The sequence below is a fragment of the Paractinoplanes ferrugineus genome, assembly GCF_016862195.1.
GTDB lineage: Bacteria > Actinomycetota > Actinomycetes > Mycobacteriales > Micromonosporaceae > Actinoplanes > Actinoplanes ferrugineus.
Map to the genome: position 1 here is coordinate 207,897 of NZ_BOMM01000008.1, position 20,590 is coordinate 228,486.

Consider the following 20,590-nt stretch of genomic DNA (forward strand, 5'->3'; position numbering starts at 1 on the left):
GCCGGGCAAGGGTACTTTGTTCCGATGGGTGGCACTGGCGGGGAAATTGTTCTGGTTCTGGTGCTCGTGCTGGTGAACGCCGCCTTCTCGGGAAGCGAGATGGCCCTGGTGTCCCTGCGCGAGTCCCAGGTGCAACGGATGGAGCGGCAGTCGCGCAGCGGCCAGGTGCTGGGCCGGCTGACCCGCGACCCCAACCGCTTCCTGGCCACCATCCAGATCGGCATCACACTCGCCGGTTTCCTGGCGTCGGCGGCGGCCGCGGTGTCGCTGTCCAAGCCGTTGCTCGAGCCGCTGAGCTTTCTGGGGAACGCGGCGGAGCCGGTGGCCATCGTGATCGTCACCATCGCGCTGACCTTCGTCACCCTGGTGATCGGTGAGCTGGCCCCGAAGCGCATCGCCATGCAGCGCACGGAGGGCTGGGCGTTGCTGGTGGCCCGCCCGCTCGACGTGCTCTCGATGATCTCCCGGCCGGCGGTGTGGCTGCTCGGGGTGTCGACAAACCTGATCGTGCGGCTGGCCGGGGGCGACCCGCAGGCCCAGCGCGAGGAGGTGACCACCGAGGAGATCCGCGACATGGTGGCCGCCCAGCAGGACTTCTCGGCCGAGCAGCGCACGATCATCAGCGGCGCCTTCGAGATCGCCGACCGGATCCTGCGCGAGATCCTGGTGCCCCGCCGGGACGTGCTCACCCTGCCCACCGGCACCCCGGCGAATCAGGCTCTGCGCTCGCTGATCGCCGGCGGCCATTCGCGGGCGCCGGTGGTGGGCCCGGCCGGCCTGGACGACGTGATCGGGGTCGTGCACCTGCGCGACCTGATCGACGCGAACGCCCCGGTCGACGCGCTGTGCCGCCCCGGCCTGTTCCTGCCCGAGACGTTGCGGGTGTCCGACGCGCTGCGCCAGATGCGCGGCGAACGCGCCCAGTTGGCGCTCGTGGTCGACGAGCGGGGCGCGATCGACGGCATCATCACGATGGAGGACCTGGTCGAGGAGATCGTCGGCGAGATCTACGACGAGACCGACCGGGACGTGGCGGCGGTCGTGCACGAGCCGGACGGCGCGATGCTGATGCCGGGCACGTTCCCCATCCACGACCTGCCCGACATCGGTCTGCACGACGACGGCGACTACACCACGGTGGCCGGCATGGTGCTCGCCGTCCTCGGGCACATCCCGACCCGGCCGGGCGAGGTGGTGGAGCTGCCGGAGTTCACCGCCGAGGTGGTCGAGGTGACCGGCCGGGCGATCACCCGGGTGCGCCTGCGGCCGCTCGAAAAGGCGGTCGAGGGGACATAGGGGTCACACTTACTGTGCTGGAAGGTAACCGCCAGGCAAACTGGCGGCGTGGCTTTCACCCTGACTATCGACTGCGGTGGCGGTGGCATCAAGGGCTCCGTGCTCGATGAGGCGGGCACGATGCGGGCTCAGCCGTTGCGCGTCCCCACCCCCTATCCACTGCCGCCCGACCTGTTCGTCAAGACGCTGGTGCAGCTGGGCGAGCGGCTGCCCACCGCCGACCGGGTCACGGTCGGCATGCCCGGCATGCTCCGGCACGGCGTGGTGGTGGCCACCCCGCACTACGTGACCCGCAGCGGCCCGCGCACCAGGATCGATCCCGAGCTGGTCCTGGCGTGGCACGGCTTCGACGCCCGGACCGCCCTCGCCGAGGCGTTCGGTCTGCCCACGCTGGTGCTCAACGACGCCGAGGTGCACGGGGCCGGGGTGGTGGCCGGCACCGGTTGCGAACTGATGCTGACCCTCGGCACCGGCCTCGGCTGCGCCCTGTTCGACGGCGGCGTGCTCGCCCCGCACCTCGAGATGTCGCAGGCCCCGGTGCGCTGGGGGATGTCCTACGACACCTACATCGGCGAGCACGAGCGCCGCCGGCTCGGCGACGCGCTCTGGTCGCGCCGGGTGCGCAACGTCGTCGAGGGCCTGCGGCCGGTCTTCCTCTGGGACCGCCTCTACCTGGGCGGCGGCAACTCGCGTCTGCTCACCCCGGCCCAGCTGGCGCGAATGGGCGACGACGTGGTCGTGGTGCCCAACACGGCGGGTATCGTCGGCGGGGTGCGCGCGTGGAGCCTGGGAACGTCTCGCTGAGATGCCGCCCGGCGCGATCCTGCTCGACTTCGGCGGAACCGTCGCGGACGCCCCGCCGCAGCGTTCCGCGCCTCCCTCCCTCGTCCTGCGGATCTACAACCTGACCCGGGGCGCGCTGACCCCGGGCCAGATCCAGCGCTCGCTGACCGAGGGGTCGGCGAACTACGCGGACTGGCGCGACGAGGACTGGCCGGACGAACTGTCGCAGGCCGAGGTCTGGGAGCGGTTCGTCCTGCCGGGCTGGCCGCCGGCCGCGCAGGTGCCGGTGCGGGGCGCGGTCAAGAAGCTGAGCTACGAATGGGCCTGGCGGGACAACTGGGAGCTTCGCCCGGGAATCCCGGAAGCCGTCCACACGGCCTATGCCGCCGACATCCCGCTGGCCATCGTCAGCAACACCCTGTCCGGGGCCGCGCACCGGGACTTCCTGCGAAAGGTCGGGTTGAGTCCGTACTTCGCCGTGCAGATCTACAGCGACGAAGCCGGCGTCCGCAAACCCAACCCGCAGATGATCTGGAACGCCGCCGACGAACTGGGCGTTCCCCCGGAGAACTGCTGGTTCGTCGGCGATTCCCGCCGCCGCGACGTGGCCTGTGCCCGCCGGGCCGACGTGGCTCGCGCGATCCTGATGCGCTCGCCCCGCACCGACACCGAGCGCGAAGCGGATTGGCCGACCCCCGACCACGAGATCTGCGACGGCCACGAACTCTGCGATCTCATCGCCAAGAGCCTTTGACCGTACGAACTTGTCCCCGCCCGGCCGACCGGGACTAGGTGATCTGCCAGACGGCGGTGCTCCGGATCTTGACGCTCTCGAGTGACTCGAGCACGGGGATGTCGTAGCTCGCCCGCTTGATCAGGCCCTCCGGAAGGTAGGCCCGCCCGGGGTCGCCGACGAGCACCAGCGCCCCGTGCGAAGCGGCCCGGCGCAGGAACGGCAGCACCCGGACGGCCATCTCCCGGCTGTAGAAGACGTCACCGGCCAGCACCACCTGCTCGGCCGGCACCGTGTCGAGCACGTCCGCCTCGACGGTGTCGACCGTGACCCCGTTCGCCTGGGCGTTGGCGGCCGCGGCGGCCAGCGAATAGGGGTCGATGTCGTTGGCCACCACCGGTTTTCCGCCGGCCAGCGCGGCCGCCACGGCGACCAGCCCGGACCCGGTGGCCAGGTCGAGCACGCTGCGCCCGGAGATCAGGTCGGGGTGGTCGAGCAGATGCCGGGCCAGCGCCTGGCCGCCCGCCCACGCGAACGCCCAGAACGGGGGCGGCTGCTCGACGCCGAGCTCCTCGGTCTTCTCCCACAGCGCGATCGGCTCGTCCGCCTGGAACAGGGTCACTTCGGGGACGAACGGAACCGGCGCGGGACTGGTGTTGCTGCGAATGAACTCGAGGAGCACCCCCCGATTGTGCCGCTTTCCCTCAGACCGGACTCCGGCGGGCCGATCAGATCCGGCGTGATGCCGGTCGCCGTGATCTTCGGCGGGTGGATGGTGGCCCTCGGGGCGGCCTTCTCCCTGATGCCCTCCGCGCAGCCGGCCCTGCACCTCGCGGCCGGTCTGTCGGCCATCGCCGCGATCCTTCTCGGCGTACGCCGCAACCGGGCCGACGACCGCGACCCGTGGAGCCTGCTGGGAGCGGCCGTCCTCGCCTCGGCCCTCGGCGTGGTCGCGTACGGGTCGGACAGCCCGCGCGTACATCAGCTCGGAGCTGGTCTGCTCCTTGCCGCCTACCCGGCCCTGGCCGGGGTTCTCTGGATCTTCATCCGGCGCCGGACCGGGCGGGTCGGTGACCGGGCCGCTCTACTCGACGCGCTGATCCTCACCACCGGCGGCGCCCTGCTCGGCTGGACCTTCCTGCTCGGCCCGCGGGCCGCGGCGGGGGACTGGCTGATGTTCGCCTACCCGGCCGGCGACCTGCTCTGCCTCGGCGTGCTGTTGCGCCTGCTGACCGCGGCCGGTCGCCGGGTGCCGGCCGGCGGTCTGCTCGGGGCCGGTGTGTCGGTGATGCTGGTCGCCGATGTCGGCTCCGAGCTCGGCCGGCTCAGCGACAGCGTGTCGGTGCTGGGCCGCTTCGCGCTCTATGCCGCGGCCGGCCTGGCCGCCCTGCACCCGTCGATGACCGAGCTGAGCCGGCCGGCCGAGCGGACCCCGGCCGAGGGCAGCCGGCGTCGGCTCGCGCTGCTCGGGCTGGTCGCCCCGGTGGTCCTGCTGACCGGTGACCCGACCGCGGTGGCGGTGCTCAGCGCGCTGATGTTCCTGCTGGTCCTGGCCCGGATGGCGGGGATCATGCGGAACCACCGCCGGGCGCTGGCCCGAGAGCGGGCGCTGCGCGAGGCGTCGGCGGCGCTGGTGTCGGCGGCCGACGTGGAGGCGGTCGCCGACGCCGTACGCATCGCGGTGGCCGATCTGCTGCCGCCCGGCACCCCGCACGGGGTCGTGCTCGCCATGCCGTTCGCCCAGGACGAGCCGGTCTCGGCGGGCGCCGCCGCGCAGGCCGCCGTCGACCGGGAGGCCGGCACCGTGGCGCGGATCGTCGCGACCCGGGACGTCGACTGGGCGGTCCAGGTGCGGCTCACCCAGTTCAGCACCGCGCTGCGCTGTCCGATGGTGCTGCGGGACCGCCCCACCACGGCCGAGCCACTGGTCGGCGTGCTGCACGTGGCCGCGCCGGACGACGAGCTGCCGGGTCTGCGCCGGGCCATCGAGGTGCTCGCCGGGCAGGCCGCGCTCGCCCTCGAACGCATCGAGCTCGTCCGGGAGGTGGCCCGCCGGGACAGCGAGAACTACTTCCGGGCGCTGGTGCGGAACACGGCGGACGTCATCCTGATCGTCGACGAGGACGAGAGCATCCGGTACGCGAGCCCGTCCGCCGTACGCGTGCTGGGGTTCGATCCGTCGGGCAAGTCGCTGCCCTCGGTGCTGGAGCCGGCCGAAATCGTGCTCGAGGTGCAGTGCTCGGACCTGCGCGACGACCCGACCGTGGCGGGGCTCGTCTACACCCTGCGGGACGTCACCGAGCAGCGCCGGCTCGAGGAGAAACTCACCCACCAGGCCTTCCACGACGCGATGACCGGGCTCGCCAACCGCACGCTCTTCCAGGACCGGCTCGAGCACGCGCTCGCCCGCGGTGCCCGGGACGGTTCCCTGGTCGGCGTCCTCTTCATCGACCTCGACGACTTCAAGATGGTCAACGACACGCACGGCCACGCGGCCGGTGACGCGCTGCTCACCGAGGTGGCCAAGCGGATCGCCCGGGCGTTGCGCGCCGACGACACCGCCTCCCGCCTCGGTGGTGACGAGTTCGCCGCGCTCATCGAGAACGTCCGTGACCCGGTCGCCGTCGAGGAGACCGCCACCCGCATCCTGACCGCCCTCGCCGAGCCGGTGGTGGTCGACGGGTCCGGCCTGACGGTGACCGCGGTGGCCAGCATCGGCATCACCGTGACCCCGGAGGCCGCCGAGGCCGACGAACTGCTGCGCCAGGCCGACCTCGCGCTGTACGTGGCCAAGGGCGCCGGCAAGAACCAGTGGCGCCGTTTCGAGTCGCGACAGCACGGCGCCATGGTGGAGCGGGTCGAACTGCGGTCCGCCCTCGAACACGCCGTTCACGAGGGCCACTTCCTGCTCAACTACCAGCCGATCGTGGACCTGTCGTCGGACCGGCCGGTCGGCTTCGAGGCCCTGGTCCGCTGGTATCACCCGAACCGTGGGGTGGTGGCGCCGGCCGAGTTCATCGCGGTCGCCGAGGAGAGCGGTCTGATCGTGCCGATCGGCCGGTGGGTGCTCCAGCAGGCGCTGCACACGGTCGCGCAGTGGCGCCACGTGCTGCCGGCGGACCGCCAGCCGTACGTCAGCGTCAACGTCTCGGTGCGGCAGTTCCGGGAGACCGGTTTCGTCGCCGAGATCCGGGCCGCGCTCGAGGCCGCCGGGGTGCCGCCGCACGCGCTCATGCTGGAGCTCACCGAGTCGGTGCTGACCGGGGACCAGGACCCGGTCTGGCGCGACCTGGCGGAGTTGCGCACCTATGGCGTACGGGTGGCGATCGACGACGTCAGCTCTCCGCCGGCCGGGGATCTGACCGGGCGGCCGATCGACGTACTCAAGATCGTCAGCGCCGCGCCCGATGTCGTCGAGCTCGCCCGTTCGCTGAACCTCACCGTGATCGCCGAGGGCGTCGAGTCGTCCGCCTACCGCGACCTGCTCGCCGCGCTGGGCTGCCGGCTCGGCCAGGGTTACCTGTGGTCGAGTCCGGTCGACGGCACCGAGGCGCTGAGTCAGATGGCCGCGACGATCGTCCGGGTCTAGCGCGGACGGGGGCGGGCGCAGGCCGTCGAGGGTGAACGCCAGCGCCCGCCGCCACGCCTCCGGGCCCGGCTGGGTCTCGCCGGTTATCAGGTTGCCGTCGTCGCGCGCGACGAGGAACGGCTGAAGGTCCTCGTCGCCGAACTCGCCGCGGCGGGCATCGAAGCGGCGGCCTTCCCGGCCGACCTGCGCGACCTTCTAGGGACGGCCCTTGACCTCGCGGCGGGACGAGGCGTACCCGGCGAAGATGCGGTCGGTCAACGCCGGGAGCGCGTTGGCCAGGGTGATCGCCGGACGATATTTGAACGGCACGACGATCCGGCGCCGGGGCCGATCCAGGGCGCTCTCGACGGCCGCCGCGACGATGCCGGGGCCGGGCAGTCCGCGGCGCATCTTGGTGAGGTCGGTGGCGATGAAGCCGGGTTCGACGAGGGTCACGCCGATGCCGGTGCCGGCCAGTTCGCGGCGTACCGAGTCGGTCATGCCGCGCAGGGCGAACTTCGTGGCCGAGTAGGTGCCGCCGATGCCGATCTCGCCGGCCACCGAGCCGATGTTGACGATCGAGCCGGAGCGCTGTTCCTTCATGATGGGCACGACGGCGCGCATCAGGCGGATCGGGGCCATCAGGTTGACCTCGATCAGCTTGGCCACCAGGTCGTCGTCGGCCAGGATCGATGCCACGCCACCCACCCCGGCGTTGTTGACCAGTCCGTCGATCCGGCCGGTGACCGAGCGCGCGCGCTCGACGAGCGCGGTGATCTGGGCCGGATCGCGGACGTCGGTGGGCACCACGACCGCTTCGCCGCCACGTCCGCGAATCTCGGTCGCGACCGTTTCCAATTCGTCGGCCCGGCGGGCGGCGAGCACCACGGTCGTGGCGCCACGGCCGATCCGGGTTGCCGTCTCCCGGCCGATTCCGCTTGATGCCCCGGTGACGATTACGACCCGCATCCGCGCCTCTTTCCGAAGAAAACGGCGCCCCCGCGAGCGCGGGGACGCCGTTTATCCGACGATCGGATCAATCTATCGCTTGCTGTGGTAAGCCTCGACGATGTGGCTCGGGATGCGGCCGCGCTCCGAGACCTCCATGCCGTTCTTGTTGGCCCACTCGCGGATCGCCTGGTTCTGGTCGCGGCTGGCCCGCCCGGTGCTGGCCGGGGCGCTGCGCCGGGCCGTCGCGACGCCGCCGCTGCGACCCACCCGAGTGGCCGCGTTGAGGAACGGGTCGAGCGCCTTGCGGAGCTTTCCGGCGTTCTTCTCGGAGAGGTCGATCGTGTAGTTCACACCGTCGAGTCCGAACTCGACGGTGCGGTCGGCCTCTCCGCCGTCGATGTCGTCGGTCAGAAGGGTTATTACCTGCTTGGCCATGAGGTGCCTGCTCCTACAACGATGTCATTTGAGTGACGACTATGCGCACGCGGCGTGGGCGCCGCGAATGTCGATACGCCTTTATTCTGTCTGCCGCAAGTGGCAATAGCAAATTGCGCGCACTGCATGTCGCAATTCGTGCGGGCGGGCGCTCGCCCCGGGCACCTGTCCAGATCCGGTCGAGGACAGCTACTTTTCAGCTTCGTGAATGTCCTGTAACGTGTCGTGGGAGCGCTCCCATCGACCCGTCCCCACGGGATTCCCCTCCCAAGGAGCTTCGCAATGAGACGTGCCATCCGAGCCCTCGCGGCCCTCGGCCTCATGGTCGGCAGTGCCGTTACGGCCTTTGCCGTTGCCGGACCAGCAGCGGCCGACACGCAGATCTGCGATCAGTACGGCTCCACCACCATCGGCGGCCGCTACGTCGTGATGAACAATCGCTGGGGCACCTCCGCCCAGCAGTGCATCAACGTCACCGGCAGCGGTTTCTCGATTACCAGCCAGCAGGGCGTGGGCAACACGAGTGGTGCTCCGGTTTCCTATCCGGCGATCTACCTCGGTTGCCACTACACGAACTGTTCGCCCGGCACCAACCTCCCGATCCAGGTGAGCGCTATTTCCAGCGCCACCAGCAGCATCTCCTATCAGTACGTCTCCGGCGCCACCTACGACGCGGCGTACGACATCTGGCTCGACCCGTCGCCCAAGAAAGACGGGGTCAACCAGCAGGAGATCATGATCTGGTTCAACCGGCAGGGCTCGATCCAGCCGATCGGCTCGGTCGTCGGCAACGCCACCATCGGCGGCCGGACCTGGCAGGTCTGGCGGGGCAGCAACGGCTCCAACGCGGTCATCTCGTATGTCGCGCCGTCCCCCATCGCCAGTTGGAGCTTCAGCGTCCTCGACTTCATCAACGACACCAAGAATCGTGGCGCGATCACCAGTTCCTGGTACCTGACGAGCATTCAGGCCGGGTTCGAGCCGTGGACCGGTGGCACCGGCCTGGCGGTCACCAACTTCTCGGCCGCGGTGAACGGTGGCGGACAGTCGACCACCCCGCCGACAACTCGGCCGACGACCCAGCCGACCGGCGGCACGGCCACCGCGTGCCGGGTCACCTACGGCACCAACACGTGGAATTCCGGCTTCACCGCCAACGTGACGGTCGCCAATACCGGAAGTAGCACCATCAACGGCTGGAGCCTCGGATTCACGCTTCCGTCCGGGCAGTCCATCACGAGTTCCTGGAGCGCGGGCATCACCGGCTCGAGTGGCGCGATCACCGCGCGCAACGTCGAGTACAACGGAACTCTCGCCCCGGGGGCCAACGCGTCCTTCGGATTCCAGGGCAACTACTCCGGCAGTTTCAGCAAGCCGTCCGCATTCACGCTGAACGGATCGACCTGCACCACGGCGTGACCCAGTGACCCGAGCCGCCTCGTCGCCGATTCTCCGGCGCCGGGGCGGTTCGTCCAATTCAGCGGCCGAATGACGTACGGGTGAGGCGTAGCGCGGCGGGCGCGTGCGCCGGAACGGCCGGCCGCAAAGGGACGATCGGGGGCAACTGCCGATATTCGGAGCCGAGCGCCGGCCGCTGATCCGGATCGTCCTTGTTGGGCCACAACGACATCGCCCGCTCGGCCATCGCCGTGATGGTCAGCGAGGGATTCACCCCGAGATTGGCGGGCACGGCCGAGCCGTCGACGATGTGCAATCCCGCGTACCCGTAAACGCGGTGATAGGGGTCGAGCACGCCGGCCGCGGGTGATTCGCCGATGGTCGCACCGCCGAGAATGTGCGCCGTCATCGGAATGTCGAAGATGTCGCCCACCGTGCCGCCCGGAAAACCGCCGATCTTGTCGGCGATCCGGCGGACCGCCTCGTGCCCCTGCGGAATCCACGCCGGGTTCGGCTCGCCGTGCCCCGGGGCGGTGGTCAGCCGGCCGCGCCGGGTGCGCCGCACCGTCAGCGAGTTGTCGAGCGTCTGCATCACCAGCGCGATGATGGTGCGCTCGCTCCAGCGGCGCACCGACAGCGAACGGGCCAGGACGTACGGGTGGCGAAGCATCTGACCGAGGAACTTCACCGGCCGGGGGACCCGTCCGCCGCCGTCGACCAGCAGCGTGGCCAGCATTCCCATGGCGTTGCTGCCGGGGCCGTAACGGACCGGTTCGATGTGGGTGGTCGAGTCGGGGTGGAACGACGAGGTGATCGCCACGCCCCGGGAGTAGGGGGCCGGTGGCACCGCGGCGGCCTGCGCGCCGAGCAGCGCCTCCGAGTTGGTGCGGGTCAGCGAGCCGAGCCGGGCGGAGAGGTGCGGGAGCACCCCGGTGTCGCGCATGGCGTGCAGCAGCCGCTGGGTGCCGAGCGCACCGGCCGACAGGATGACCTGCTTGGCGGTGAATTGCCCGTTGTTCGAGGACAGCAGCCAGCCGTCGCCCCGCGGCCGCAGGGCGGAGACCTCGGTGTCCGCGTGCACCGTCGCACCGGCCTGCTCGGCCAGGTAGAGGTAGTTGACGTCGAGCCGGTTCTTGGCACCGACGCGGCAGCCGATCATGCAGTTGCCGCACTCGGTGCAGCCGGTCCGGGCCGGGCCGACGCCGCCGAAGAACGGATCGGGCACGGTTTTGCCCGGCTCCCCGAAGAACACCCCCACCGGCGTACGCCGGAACGTCTCACCAACCCCCATGTCCTCCGCCACCGACTTGATGACCAGGTCGGCCGGCGTCATCGTGGGCTGCTCGGTCACGCCGAGCATGCGGGCGGCCTGGTCGTAACAGGGGGCGAGCTCGGCGGCCCAGTCGGTGATGCCCGACCAGTGCGGGTCGGCGAAGAACGAGGCGGGCGGACGGTACAGCGTGTTCGCGTACACCAGGGAGCCGCCGCCGACCCCGGCCGCCGACAGCACCACGATGTCTTTCAACAGGGTGATCCGCTGGATCCCGCGCATGCCGAGGCGCGGCGCCCACAGGAAGTTGCGCAGGTCCCAAGAGGTCTTCGGAAGCGTCTCGGGGGTGAAGCGCCGGCCCGCCTCGAGCACGCCGACCCGGTAACCCTTCTCGGTCAGGCGCAGCGCGCTGACGCTGCCGCCGAAGCCGCTGCCCACGATCACGACGTCGTAATCCGCCATCGGCCCACAATCGCATTACCGGCAGGTAACCACCAGGGGGGCGAAGTGATTTTCCGGTCGTCAGGGCCGCAGCAGCACTTTGACGTGTTCGCCGGTGGCGGCGTCGGCGAACGCGGCCGCGGCCTCGGCCAGCGGTCGCACGGTGGCCAGCTCCGACACCGTCACCGCGCCGGCGGCAAGCAACGCGATCGCCTCGGTGAGGTCTTCGGGGAGATAGGTGGCACTGCCCTGCAGGCGCAACTGGCTGTCCTGGATCAGCGGCAACGGCACGGTCACCGGCTCCGGCGGCACCCCGACCACGACGATCGTGCCGCCCTTGTCGGCGATCGCGATGGCCTGGTCCATGGTGGACTGCTCGGCCACGCAGTCGAAGACGACGTCGGCGCTTTCCCCGAGCCGGTCACGCACCTGCTCGACGGCATCGGCGGCGGTGGCGTCGACCACCGCGTCCGGCCCGAACTTCGCGGCCCGGTCCCGCGACCGCTGCGACCGTGCCGTCATGACCACCCGCGCGGCGCCCTGGTGGCGAGCGACCTGCAGGGTGAGCAGGCCGATGGTGCCGGCGCCCAGGATCGCCACGGTGCGTCCGGCAAGCCCGCCGGCGAGCCGCGCCGCGTGCACGGGGGTGCCGAGCGGCTCGATGAACGCGGCTTGCGTCCAGTCGAGCGAGTCGGGCACCGGATGCAGCCGCCGCTGGTCGACCGTGCACAGATCGGCCATCGCGCCCTGCTCGTGGCCGCACCCGAAGAAGCCGAGCCGCTCGCAGAGGTTCTCCCGGCCGGCCCGGCACTGCTTGCACTCCCAGCAGGGCAGGAACGGCTCGAGCGCGACCCGCTGCCCGGCTCGGAGCCGGGTGACCCCGGCGCCGGTGGCCTCGACGACCCCGGCCAATTCATGACCGGGCCGATAGGGAAGCACGATGTTCGGATGCCGCCCCCGCACCGCGTGCACGTCCGACCCGCAGATGCCGGCCAGCACCGGGCGCACCAACACCTCACCCGGACCGGGCACAGGTGCTTCGACGTCGGCCACCTCGACCCCGCCGGGGGTCACGATCACTTGCCTCACGGCAGGAATCCTAGGCGCCGGGCCGCCACGACCGTCTCCATCCGGCCATGAGTGCCCAGCTTGCGCATGGCGTTGCGCAGATAGCTCTTCACCGTCTCCGGCAAAAGCCCCAAACGGCGCCCGGCCTCCGCGTTCGCGCACCCCGCCGCGACCATGGCGAGCACGTCGAGCTCGCGCGGGGAGAGCGGATTGGACCGGGTCCCGGGCGGCCCGGTGCGGATCAAGCGGTCGGAGATCTGCCGCAATCGCTCCCGCAGCGCGGGGTCCGAGGTCTCCGCGGCCAGCGTACGGAGATCCGCGTGGGCCAGCCGCACCTCCTCCCACTCGCGGGCGGTGGCGTCGTGGGCGTTGCGCGCCGCGGCGGTCGCCAGCTCGGCCATCCGGCGGGCGACCTCGCGGCGGACGGTCACCTCGGTGCCCAACCGCAGCGCGACCCGTCCCATCGCGTCGAGGGCCCGGCCACCCACCGCGATCGGCTCCCGGGTGCCCGCGTAGAGCACCGCCAGGACCGAACCGCCCATCGCCACCGGCACCGCCGCGATCGCCCGCAGCCCCTCGGCGGTGACCGGCCCGTCGTACTCGTGACTGATCCGCGGGTCGGCCGCGTAGTCCTCGACCCGGCCCGGCCGCACGGTCGCCACCACCCGGCCGCCCAGTCCGTGGCCGGCGCTCACCACCAGGCCGTGGAGCGCGAGCGTCGTCGTGCCGGCGAAATCGGTGAGCCGCATGGTGCGGGCGTCGGCCGCGACCATGCCGCCGAACGCCACCGGAAGGCCGGTGACCCGGCGGATCCGGCCGAGCGCGGCGGGCAGGTCGGCGGTTTCGAGCACGTCACCAGCATGTCACGGGTCACACCGACCGAGCCCACCCCCGAACGGGGGTAGCCGGGCCGTCGACCAGCGGCCCATGCTGCGCCAATGCTGTCCTACGCGTCTTCCACCAGCACCACGCCCCTGCTCGGCGAGACGATCGGGGCCAACTTCGAGCGCACGGTGGCGCGCTTCGGCGACCGGGAGGCGCTGGTCGACGTGGCGGCGGGGCGGCGATGGACGTACGCGGAGCTTGACGCCGACGTGAACCGCCTGGCCCTCGGCCTGTTGGCGCGCGGCATCGACAAGGGCGACCGGATCGGGATCTGGGCCCCGAACTGTGCCGAATGGGTGATCACGCAATATGCGACGGCGAAGATCGGGGCGATCCTGGTCAACGTCAACCCGGCCTATCGGACCCACGAGCTCGAGTACGTGGTGCGACAGTCCGGACTGTCGTTGCTGATCAGCGCGGTCTCCTTCAAGACCAGCGACTACCGGGGGATGATCTCGTCGATCGGGTTCGCGGCCACGGCGTACATCGGTGAAGCGAGTTTTGCTGATCTTCTGATCGACGGGGACGTCTCGGCGATCGCGCGACGCGCGGCCTCGCTGGCGTTCGATGACCCGATCAACATCCAGTACACGTCGGGGACAACCGGGTTCCCGAAGGGCGCGACGCTCTCGCACCACAACATCCTCAACAACGGCTACTTCGTCGGCGAGCTGATCAGCTACACCGAGCAGGACCGGGTGTGCCTGCCGGTGCCGCTCTACCACTGCTTCGGCATGGTGATGGGCAACCTCGCGGCAACCTCGCACGGCGCCTGCATCGTGCTGCCGGCTCCCGGCTTCGACCCGGCCGCGACCCTGGCCGCCGTCGCCGCCGAGCGCGTGACCTCGCTCTACGGCGTGCCCACGATGTTCATCGCCGAGCTCGGCCTGGCCGACTTCGCCGCCTTCGACCTGTCCTCGCTGCGCACCGGCATCATGGCCGGCTCGCCCTGCCCGGTCGAGGTGATGAAGCGGGTGGTGGCCGAGATGAACATGTCCGAGGTGGCGATCTGTTACGGCATGACCGAGACGTCGCCGGTCTCCACCATGACCCGCCCCGACGACACCCTGGCCCGGCGCACCGAAACCGTCGGCCGGGTGATGCCCCACCTCGAGTCGAAGGTCGTCGACCCGGCGACCGGCCTCGTGGTCCCGCGCGGCGAACCGGGTGAACTGTGCACCCGCGGCTATTCGGTGATGCTGGGCTACTGGGCGCAGCCGGACGCGACGGCCGACGCGATCGACCCGGCCCGCTGGATGCACACCGGCGACCTGGCCACCATGGATGCCGACGGCTACCTCAACATCGTCGGCCGGATCAAGGACCTGGTCATCCGGGGCGGCGAGAACGTCTACCCGCGCGAGGTGGAGGAGTTCCTCTACAGCCATCCCGACATCGCCGACGTGCAGGTGATCGGGGTGCCCGACGCGAAGTACGGCGAGGAACTGATGGCCTGGATCGTGATGCGTCCCGGCAGCACGCCGCTGGCCGTCGAATCCGTCCGCGAATACTGTTCCGGCCGGCTGGCGCACTACAAGATCCCGCGGTACGTGCACGTCGTCGACGGCTTCCCGATGACCGTGACCGGCAAGGTCCGCAAGGTCGAGATGCGCGAACAGGCGGTGGACATCCTCGGCCTGACCGATGCCGCCGCGATCCGCAACGCGTAAGCCCGTCCGCGTTCCGGCAACTCCTCGCGCCGCCCGGATGGCACGATAGGGTGCCTTTTGCCCGGCTCGGCCGGCGATCGGCGCGAATCGAGTGGCGCGAATCAGGGAGTCAAGATCACCAGGAGACTCTCTACCGTGGGCCCGGTGCGAAAGCTCGTCCTGATCCCGGTCGGTGTGGTCGCCGCCGCCTGCAGCCTGCTGCTGCTGGCCCACCGGGCCGTTCCCGGCTCGGCCGGCTCGCTCGTCGACAGCGGTCTGCCCTGGCTGGCCGTGCCGATCCTGCTCCTGGTCGGCGTCGCGGCGGTGACGCGTCGGCTACGCGTCGTCGGGGTGGCGCTGGTGCCGGCGATCATCTGGGCGGCGCTGTTCGTCCCCACGCTCACCGACCGTGCCCAGACCGGCGACCACGACCTGCGGGTCGCCTCGCTCAACCTCGGCCGGGCCGCCGCCGGCGACGCGCTCCCGCCCCTGCTCCGACAGCGTCCCGACGTGCTGGTGCTCCAGGAGATCACCGTCGCCGACCGGAGCGCGGTCACGAAGATCCTGGCCGCCGGATACCCGCACCACTACGAGGCCGGCACCGTCGCGATCTTCAGCCGCCTGCCGATCGCCGACGAACAACCGGTCGACATCCAGATCGGCTGGACCCGAGCCATCGCGGCCACGGTCTCGACCGCGGCCGGCCCGGTCCGGGTCTATGCGGCCCACTTGGCCTCGGCCCGCGTCGACCGCACCACCGGCCGCGACCGCACGCTGGCCGCCCTGGCCGCGGCCGCGCACGCCGACCCGAGCCCGCGCCTGGTGCTGGCCGGCGACCTGAACACGGCCACGACGGACCGGCAGTTCGCCGAGCTCGCGCCGTTGCGGGACAGTCAGGAACAGGCCGGCACCGGGTTCGGCTTCACGTGGCCGGCCGCCCTGCCGGTCGTCCGCCCCGACCACATCCTGGAGCGCGGCCTGCTCACCCGCCGCTCCTGGACCCTGCGCGTGCCCGGCAGCGACCATCAGGCCGTGCTGGCCGACCTGGACGTCGTCGCCACCACCTCAGCCGCCGAATGACCGACGCCGACCCGGGGTGGCGCGCGACGGGCGCGCCACCCCCGGACGCGTCAGGACTGCAGGAAAGCCAGCAGGTCAGCGTTGATGGTGTCGGCGTGCGTGGTGGGCATGCCGTGCGGGTAGCCGGCGTACGTCTTCAGCGTGCCGTTCTGGAGCAGCTCGGCGGAGAGCGGGCCCGAGTCGGCGTAGGGGACGACCTGGTCGTCGTCACCGTGCATGACAAGCGTCGGGACCGTGATCTTCTTGAGGTCCTCGGTGAAGTCGGTCTGCGAGAACGCGACCACGCCGTCGTAGTGGGCCTTGGCGCTGCCCATCATGCCCTGGCGCCACCAGTTCTGGATGATCGCCTCGGACGGCTCGACGCCGTCGCGGTTGAAGCCGTAGAACGCGGTCGACGGCAGGTCGCGGTAGAACTCGGAACGCCGCGTCGCGACCTGGGTCTGGATGTCGTCGAAGACCTTCTTGGGCAGGCCGCCCGGGTTCGACTCGGTCTGCACCATGATCGGCGGAACGGCCGCGATGAGCACCGCCTTGGCGACCCGGGACTCGCCGTGCCGCGCGATGTAGTGCACGACCTCGCCGCCGCCGGTGGAGTGTCCGACGTGCACCGCGTCCCGCAGGTCGAGGTGCGCGGTCAGCGCGGCCAGGTCGTCGGCGTAGTGGTCCATGTCGTGGCCGTCGGCGACCTGGGCCGAGCGGCCGTGCCCACGGCGGTCATGGGCGATGACCCGGTAGCCGTGCTGCACGAAGAACATCAGCTGGGCGTCCCAGTCGTCGGACGACAGCGGCCATCCGTGGCTGAAGACGATCGGCCGGCCGGAACCCCAGTCCTTGTAGAAGATCTCGGTTCCGTCGGCCGTGGTGATGTAGGGCACCAGCTACCTCCAATGCGGTCGGGAGCGCGTCCACGCGCTCCCCTTCGCCTCGAAGGTAACCGAACACGGGTTTCCAAAAGGTGAACACGGTTGTGATCGTGCTCAAGCATTTGGGGTGTGCGCCGCCGGGGACTTGAACCCCGAACCCACCGGGTAAGAGCCGGTTGCTCTGGCCAATTGAGCTAGCGACGCGTGTCTTGCCGTGCCCCTGGAGAGATTCGAACTCCCGACCTCCGGATCCGTAATCCGGCGCGCTGTCCAGCTGTGCCACAGGGGCTTCGTATCGTCGGGTGGTCTCGAACCACCGGCCTCCGCCTGATGAGGGCAGCGCTCTCCCGCTGAGCTACGACGACCTGAGTGCGGTCCGGGCGAGGAGTGGCACACGCGTTGGCTGGGTAGCGCAATTATTCCCGTCCAGCGAGCCCGTGAGCCGGCCCGCGTGATCGCCACTCCTCGCCCTATTAAATTGGTTTCTGAAAGGCTGTCGATTCGCCGATCGAGCCACCCCGCAGGCGGTCGGAAGACGAAAAAGCCGCCCGTCCCGAGCGGGGAGGGCGGCGGCGGAAACCGTTACGACATCAGCTTTTTCGCCAGTTCACTCCCGGGGAAGGCCGCATGGCGGCGCTTCGCTTGAGCATCGGCTGCCACATCATCGCGTTCCCCTTTCGTGTGGTGCTCTGCTGTGCGGACTTCCCAAACAATAGAGCACCACCACCACCGCCACAATGCTATTTTCGAGCGGTTCCTGAATGGCTCATCGGAACCATCCGTCGCGGTATTCCACGGCAACCGGCGCGTGGTGGAGCCGGCGTTCCCCATGCCAGGCGCCGGGGATCGGTTCGGTGCGGATCACGGTGGGCCGCTCCGCCACGACGCATTGCCGTTCGCCCGGCCACCACCATCCGCCGGAGCGGGCGAGCGTGACCCAGGCCGCGAACGCCGCCAGCGGTGAGTCGCCGGCCACCAGCACCATGGCGGGTGGATCACCGGCGCCGGTGGCCGGCCCGATCGACACCAGCCGCAGCCGGCGCAGGACGTCGAGGTGCGCGATCCAGGCGGCGTCCTGACTGCCGTACCACCCGACGGGCAGATGATCCCGCGCGGACAGGGCGGACGTGCGAGAGCCGGTCGGGAGCAGGGTGGCGAGCAGGCTGCGGAGCGGGTTGTGGAGATTGTCGGCCAGGGTGCGCCGGAGCGCCTCGCCGACGCCCTGGTGCACCAGCTCATGGAAGGGCAGGCCCTCGGCGAGGGCCTGGTCGAGTGGCAGCACCGGCCACGGCTTGCCCTTCGGGCGTTTCATCGGCGAGCGGTCGGGTGCCGGTTCGACGTAGGTCGCCAGCACCGCGGACCGCAGCCGGGACAGCCCGGCGGCGATGTCGGCGGCTACCGGCGGCCGGGACGAGTCGATCGAGGCGAGCAGAGTCCGGTGCGTGGGCAGACCGGTGAGGTGGGGCAACGCCGCGGCCGGCGACGGCACCCAGCGGAACTCGGGACGGTCACGCCGGCAAGCGGCGTAGATGGAGGCGATGGCCTCCTCGGTGGCCGGGCGGTCGACGGGCGTCGTGCTCAACCCGATCTCGAGCCACTCCTGGCGGATCTCGGCGGCCCGCATCCACAGATGCGGCCGCGTGGTCGCGTTCAGAGCGCGAGGGCGCGTACGCCCTTTCGAACGAAGTTACGCATCGGCAAAGGATGCGGGCGGCCCCCCGCGAGGTCAACCGGTTTACGGCGGAGCGGCCGGAACGCGCGTCGGTCCGCGTACGGCAAGCACCTGAACCGCACCGGGACCGGACCGCCGCCGCAACCCGCCGCGGGTGGAATTACCGGCATGATCGAGCTGGAGACGTTGCCGGACAGTGGACTCGACCGCGACTTCACGCTGGTGCGCCGGCGCCGGATGATGGGCCTGGCCGGCGGCACGACGGTGGCCGCGGTCGCGACCGGGCGCGCGACGACCCCGCTCGTGCGCTCCGGCATCGTGCGCGGCGACATCCGCCGCGGCTTCGGCACCGCGACCGGGGTGGCCCGGGGCGTCCCGCTGGACATCCGGTTGCGGCTCACCAGCGCCAATTCCGGCCGCCCGCTCACCGGTTACGCGGTGTACGTGTGGCACTGCGACCGCGACGGCAACTACTCGCTGTACGGCGACGGGCTGGAGCGGGAGAACTACCTGCGGGGCGTGCAGACCGCGGACACGGCCGGCTGGGTGCGGTTCACCAGCATCCTCCCGGGCTCGCCCGAGGGGCGCCTCCCGCACCTCAACTACGAGATCTACGCCAGCCTGGCCGGCCGGGACCGGCTGCACGGCGGGCAGATCGGGCTCCCCGGCCCGGCCGCCCGCACGCTCCCGCCGGAGATGGCGTGCATGACCGGAGATCTGCGCAGAGGCTTGGTGGCCACCCGTACGCTGAGTATCTGAGATCATCACCACCCCCGTTCGGGGGTACCGTTCGGCGCGGCGCCCGGCGCAGTCTGTCACCCATGACGGGCACGGAGGTATTTCGGCAGGCACGGGACTTCCTGGTGGCGTACGCCGAGGAGTACGAGAAGGCCGCGGCCGGGTTCCGCTGGCCGGAGCTCGACGAGTTCAACTGGGCGCTCGACTGGTTCGACGTGATCGCCGACGGCAACGAGGCGCCGGCGTTGTGGATCGTCGAAGAGGACGGCTCCGAGCGGAAGTTCTCCTTCGCCGAGATGTCCCGCCGCTCCAACCAGGTGGCCAACTGGCTGCGCGCGCAGGGCATCCGGCGCGGCGACCGGATCGTGGTGATGCTCGGCAACCAGGCCGAGCTCTGGGAGACGATCCTGGCCGCGATGAAGCTCGGCGCGATCCTGATCCCGGCGACGCCGCTGCTCGGGGTGGCCGACTCGGCCGGGCGGGTGGCCCGGGGCGGGGCCCGGCACGTGATCGTCGCGTCCACGTCCGCGGCGAAGTTCGACGACCTCGACGTCACCCGGATCGCGGTCGGGCCGGTCCGGCCGGGCTGGGCGGCCTTCCACGACGCCTATGCGGCCGATGACCGGTTCGTCCCGGACGGGGCGACCCGGGCGACCGACACCCTGCTGCTCTATTTCACCTCCGGCACGACCGCGCGTCCCAAGCTCGTCGAGCACACCCACCAGTCCTATCCCGTCGGACATCTCTCGACGATGTACTGGATCGGCCTGCGGCCCGGTGACGTGCACCTCAACATCTCCTCGCCGGGCTGGGCCAAGCACGCGTGGAGCAACGTCTTCGCCCCGTGGAACGCCGAGGCCTGCGTCTTCATCTACAACTACACCCGCTTCGACGCCGGCCGGCTGCTGGCCGAGATGCAACGGTGCGGCGTGACCAGCTTCTGCGCGCCGCCGACCGTGTGGCGCATGCTCATCCAGGCCGACCTGTCCGCGCTGCGTACCCCGCCGCGGGTGGTCGTCGGGGCCGGCGAGCCGCTCAACCCTGAGGTCATCGACCAGGTGCGCAAGGCGTGGGGGCGGACCATCCGGGACGGCTTCGGGCAGACCGAGACCACCGTGCAGATCGCCAACACCCCCGGTCAGCCGGTCAAGCCGGGCTCGATGGGCCGCCCCGTCCCCGGTTACCGCATCGAGCTGATCGACCCGGTCACCCAGGAGCCGGCGGCGGAGGGGGAGATCTGCGTGGCGCTCGACCCGCGGCCGCTCGGGCTGATGGTCGGTTACCACGGCGACGAGGAGCTCACCGTCGAGCGGACGACCGGCGGCTATTACCACACCGGCGACGTGGCCGGCCGCGACGACGACGGCTACATCACCTACGTGGGGCGCACCGACGACGTGTTCAAGGCATCCGACTACCGCATCTCGCCGTTCGAGCTGGAGAGCGTGCTCATCGAGCACGAAGCGGTGGTGGAGGCGGCCGTGGTGCCGTCGCCCGACCCGCTGCGGCTGGCGGTGCCGAAGGCCTACGTCGTGCTCGCGAAGGGTTGGGAGGCCTCGGCTTCGACGGCGGCGGCCATTTTCGCGTACGCGAAGGAGCACATGCCGCCGTACGCCCGGATCCGTCGCCTGGAGTTCTCGGCGCTCCCGAAAACGATCTCCGGCAAGATCCGTCGCGTCGAGTTGCGCGAGGCCGAGCTGGCGAAGCACGCCGACGCCTCGGTGGCACCGGCGGGGGAATACGCCGGGTAGGTTTGCGCG

17 protein-coding genes and 3 tRNA genes are annotated in these 20,590 nt (G+C 70.8%); 9 read left to right on the plus strand and 11 right to left on the minus strand.

What is annotated here, in order from left to right; all coding sequences use genetic code 11:
- Nucleotides 1–24 precede the first annotated feature (24 nt).
- From Afe05nite_RS06130 to Afe05nite_RS06140, 3 genes are read left to right on the plus strand one after another with little or no spacing between them, the layout of a single operon-like run.
- Nucleotides 25–1,296, plus strand: a complete 1,272-nt coding sequence (locus Afe05nite_RS06130) for a hemolysin family protein (protein ID WP_203815974.1) — start codon at nucleotides 25–27, stop codon at nucleotides 1,294–1,296.
- A gap of 48 nt (nucleotides 1,297–1,344) precedes the next feature.
- The gene (locus tag Afe05nite_RS06135) at nucleotides 1,345–2,100 is read left to right on the plus strand and encodes an ROK family protein (RefSeq protein ID WP_203815975.1); all 756 of its coding nucleotides are present in this window, start codon (nucleotides 1,345–1,347) and stop codon (nucleotides 2,098–2,100) included.
- Nucleotide 2,101: 1 nt separating this feature from the next.
- Complete coding sequence (locus Afe05nite_RS06140; RefSeq protein WP_203815976.1) at nucleotides 2,102–2,833, plus strand: HAD family hydrolase; 732 nt, start codon at nucleotides 2,102–2,104, stop codon at nucleotides 2,831–2,833.
- 34 nt (nucleotides 2,834–2,867) lie between these two features.
- On the opposite strand, the gene Afe05nite_RS06145 is transcribed toward Afe05nite_RS06140, so the two are convergent.
- Nucleotides 2,868–3,494, minus strand: coding sequence for a class I SAM-dependent methyltransferase (locus Afe05nite_RS06145; RefSeq protein WP_203815977.1), 627 nt, complete (start codon nucleotides 3,492–3,494; stop codon nucleotides 2,868–2,870).
- A gap of 60 nt (nucleotides 3,495–3,554) precedes the next feature.
- On the opposite strand from Afe05nite_RS06145, the gene Afe05nite_RS06150 reads away from it, so the two are divergent.
- Nucleotides 3,555–6,401, plus strand: a complete 2,847-nt coding sequence (locus tag Afe05nite_RS06150; RefSeq protein WP_203815978.1) for a putative bifunctional diguanylate cyclase/phosphodiesterase — start codon at nucleotides 3,555–3,557, stop codon at nucleotides 6,399–6,401.
- Nucleotides 6,402–6,596: 195 nt separating this feature from the next.
- Here Afe05nite_RS06150 and Afe05nite_RS06155 read toward each other — a convergent pair whose 3' ends face one another.
- The gene (locus Afe05nite_RS06155) at nucleotides 6,597–7,349 is read right to left on the minus strand and encodes an SDR family NAD(P)-dependent oxidoreductase (protein ID WP_203815979.1); all 753 of its coding nucleotides are present in this window, start codon (nucleotides 7,347–7,349) and stop codon (nucleotides 6,597–6,599) included.
- Nucleotides 7,350–7,421: 72 nt separating this feature from the next.
- Nucleotides 7,422–7,766 carry a histone-like nucleoid-structuring protein Lsr2 gene (locus Afe05nite_RS06160; protein WP_203815980.1) on the minus strand — a complete coding sequence of 115 codons (345 nt, stop codon included), beginning with the start codon at nucleotides 7,764–7,766 and terminating at the stop codon, nucleotides 7,422–7,424.
- Between the two features lie 282 nt (nucleotides 7,767–8,048).
- Here Afe05nite_RS06160 and Afe05nite_RS06165 point away from each other — a divergent pair, with 282 nt between their 5' ends.
- Complete coding sequence (locus Afe05nite_RS06165) at nucleotides 8,049–9,185, plus strand: glycoside hydrolase family 12 protein (RefSeq protein WP_203815981.1); 1,137 nt, start codon at nucleotides 8,049–8,051, stop codon at nucleotides 9,183–9,185.
- Between the two features lie 58 nt (nucleotides 9,186–9,243).
- On the opposite strand, the gene Afe05nite_RS06170 is transcribed toward Afe05nite_RS06165, so the two are convergent.
- From Afe05nite_RS06170 to Afe05nite_RS06180, 3 genes are read right to left on the minus strand one after another with little or no spacing between them, the layout of a single operon-like run.
- The gene (locus tag Afe05nite_RS06170; protein ID WP_203815982.1) at nucleotides 9,244–10,896 is read right to left on the minus strand and encodes a GMC oxidoreductase; all 1,653 of its coding nucleotides are present in this window, start codon (nucleotides 10,894–10,896) and stop codon (nucleotides 9,244–9,246) included.
- Between the two features lie 60 nt (nucleotides 10,897–10,956).
- Complete coding sequence (locus Afe05nite_RS06175; RefSeq protein WP_203815983.1) at nucleotides 10,957–11,964, minus strand: zinc-dependent alcohol dehydrogenase; 1,008 nt, start codon at nucleotides 11,962–11,964, stop codon at nucleotides 10,957–10,959.
- Nucleotides 11,961–12,794: a helix-turn-helix transcriptional regulator gene (locus Afe05nite_RS06180; protein WP_203815984.1), complete on the minus strand. Its 834-nt coding sequence runs from the start codon at nucleotides 12,792–12,794 to the stop codon at nucleotides 11,961–11,963. Before Afe05nite_RS06180 ends, Afe05nite_RS06175 begins: the two co-directional genes overlap by 4 nt.
- A gap of 87 nt (nucleotides 12,795–12,881) precedes the next feature.
- On the opposite strand from Afe05nite_RS06180, the gene Afe05nite_RS06185 reads away from it, so the two are divergent.
- Nucleotides 12,882–14,498, plus strand: coding sequence for an AMP-binding protein (locus Afe05nite_RS06185; RefSeq protein ID WP_203815985.1), 1,617 nt, complete (start codon nucleotides 12,882–12,884; stop codon nucleotides 14,496–14,498).
- A 144-nt stretch (nucleotides 14,499–14,642) separates the two neighbouring features.
- Nucleotides 14,643–15,557 (plus strand): endonuclease/exonuclease/phosphatase family protein, encoded by a 915-nt coding sequence (locus Afe05nite_RS06190; RefSeq protein ID WP_203815986.1) that lies wholly within the window; start codon nucleotides 14,643–14,645, stop codon nucleotides 15,555–15,557.
- A gap of 50 nt (nucleotides 15,558–15,607) precedes the next feature.
- Here the strand turns inward: Afe05nite_RS06190 and Afe05nite_RS06195 are convergent, their stop codons facing one another.
- The 5 genes from Afe05nite_RS06195 to Afe05nite_RS06215 form a co-directional block, all read right to left on the minus strand.
- Nucleotides 15,608–16,432: an alpha/beta fold hydrolase gene (locus Afe05nite_RS06195; RefSeq protein WP_203815987.1), complete on the minus strand. Its 825-nt coding sequence runs from the start codon at nucleotides 16,430–16,432 to the stop codon at nucleotides 15,608–15,610.
- Nucleotides 16,433–16,550: 118 nt separating this feature from the next.
- Nucleotides 16,551–16,624: transfer RNA gene (locus tag Afe05nite_RS06200), tRNA-Lys, on the minus strand.
- Between the two features lie 11 nt (nucleotides 16,625–16,635).
- Nucleotides 16,636–16,709, minus strand: a tRNA-Arg gene (locus Afe05nite_RS06205).
- A gap of 4 nt (nucleotides 16,710–16,713) precedes the next feature.
- A tRNA-Met gene (locus tag Afe05nite_RS06210) sits at nucleotides 16,714–16,785 on the minus strand.
- Nucleotides 16,786–17,186: 401 nt separating this feature from the next.
- Nucleotides 17,187–18,044 (minus strand): hypothetical protein, encoded by an 858-nt coding sequence (locus Afe05nite_RS06215; RefSeq protein WP_203815988.1) that lies wholly within the window; start codon nucleotides 18,042–18,044, stop codon nucleotides 17,187–17,189.
- Nucleotides 18,045–18,260: 216 nt separating this feature from the next.
- Between Afe05nite_RS06215 and Afe05nite_RS06220 the strand changes: the two genes are divergently transcribed.
- Together Afe05nite_RS06220 and Afe05nite_RS06225 are read left to right on the plus strand one after the other, a co-directional pair.
- Nucleotides 18,261–18,851: a dioxygenase family protein gene (locus Afe05nite_RS06220; RefSeq protein WP_203815989.1), complete on the plus strand. Its 591-nt coding sequence runs from the start codon at nucleotides 18,261–18,263 to the stop codon at nucleotides 18,849–18,851.
- A 62-nt stretch (nucleotides 18,852–18,913) separates the two neighbouring features.
- Nucleotides 18,914–20,581, plus strand: a complete 1,668-nt coding sequence (locus tag Afe05nite_RS06225) for an AMP-binding protein (RefSeq protein ID WP_203815990.1) — start codon at nucleotides 18,914–18,916, stop codon at nucleotides 20,579–20,581.
- Nucleotides 20,582–20,590: the final 9 nt, after the last annotated feature.

Bases quoted from the DNA above. Each gene is read 5' to 3' on its own strand.
- Afe05nite_RS06130 (WP_203815974.1), top strand. From the start codon at position 25: ATGGGTGGCACTGGCGGGGAAATTGTTCTGGTTCTGGTGCTCGTGCTG.
- Afe05nite_RS06140 (WP_203815976.1), top strand. From the start codon at position 2,102: ATGCCGCCCGGCGCGATCCTGCTCGACTTCGGCGGAACCGTCGCGGAC.
- Afe05nite_RS06150 (WP_203815978.1), top strand. From the start codon at position 3,555: ATGCCGGTCGCCGTGATCTTCGGCGGGTGGATGGTGGCCCTCGGGGCG.
- Afe05nite_RS06155 (WP_203815979.1), bottom strand. From the start codon at position 7,349: ATGCGGGTCGTAATCGTCACCGGGGCATCAAGCGGAATCGGCCGGGAG.
- Afe05nite_RS06160 (WP_203815980.1), bottom strand. From the start codon at position 7,766: ATGGCCAAGCAGGTAATAACCCTTCTGACCGACGACATCGACGGCGGA.
- Afe05nite_RS06165 (WP_203815981.1), top strand. From the start codon at position 8,049: ATGAGACGTGCCATCCGAGCCCTCGCGGCCCTCGGCCTCATGGTCGGC.
- Afe05nite_RS06170 (WP_203815982.1), bottom strand. From the start codon at position 10,896: ATGGCGGATTACGACGTCGTGATCGTGGGCAGCGGCTTCGGCGGCAGC.
- Afe05nite_RS06185 (WP_203815985.1), top strand. From the start codon at position 12,882: ATGCTGTCCTACGCGTCTTCCACCAGCACCACGCCCCTGCTCGGCGAG.
- Afe05nite_RS06215 (WP_203815988.1), bottom strand. From the start codon at position 18,044: ATGCGGGCCGCCGAGATCCGCCAGGAGTGGCTCGAGATCGGGTTGAGC.
- Afe05nite_RS06220 (WP_203815989.1), top strand. From the start codon at position 18,261: ATGATCGAGCTGGAGACGTTGCCGGACAGTGGACTCGACCGCGACTTC.
- Afe05nite_RS06225 (WP_203815990.1), top strand. From the start codon at position 18,914: ATGACGGGCACGGAGGTATTTCGGCAGGCACGGGACTTCCTGGTGGCG.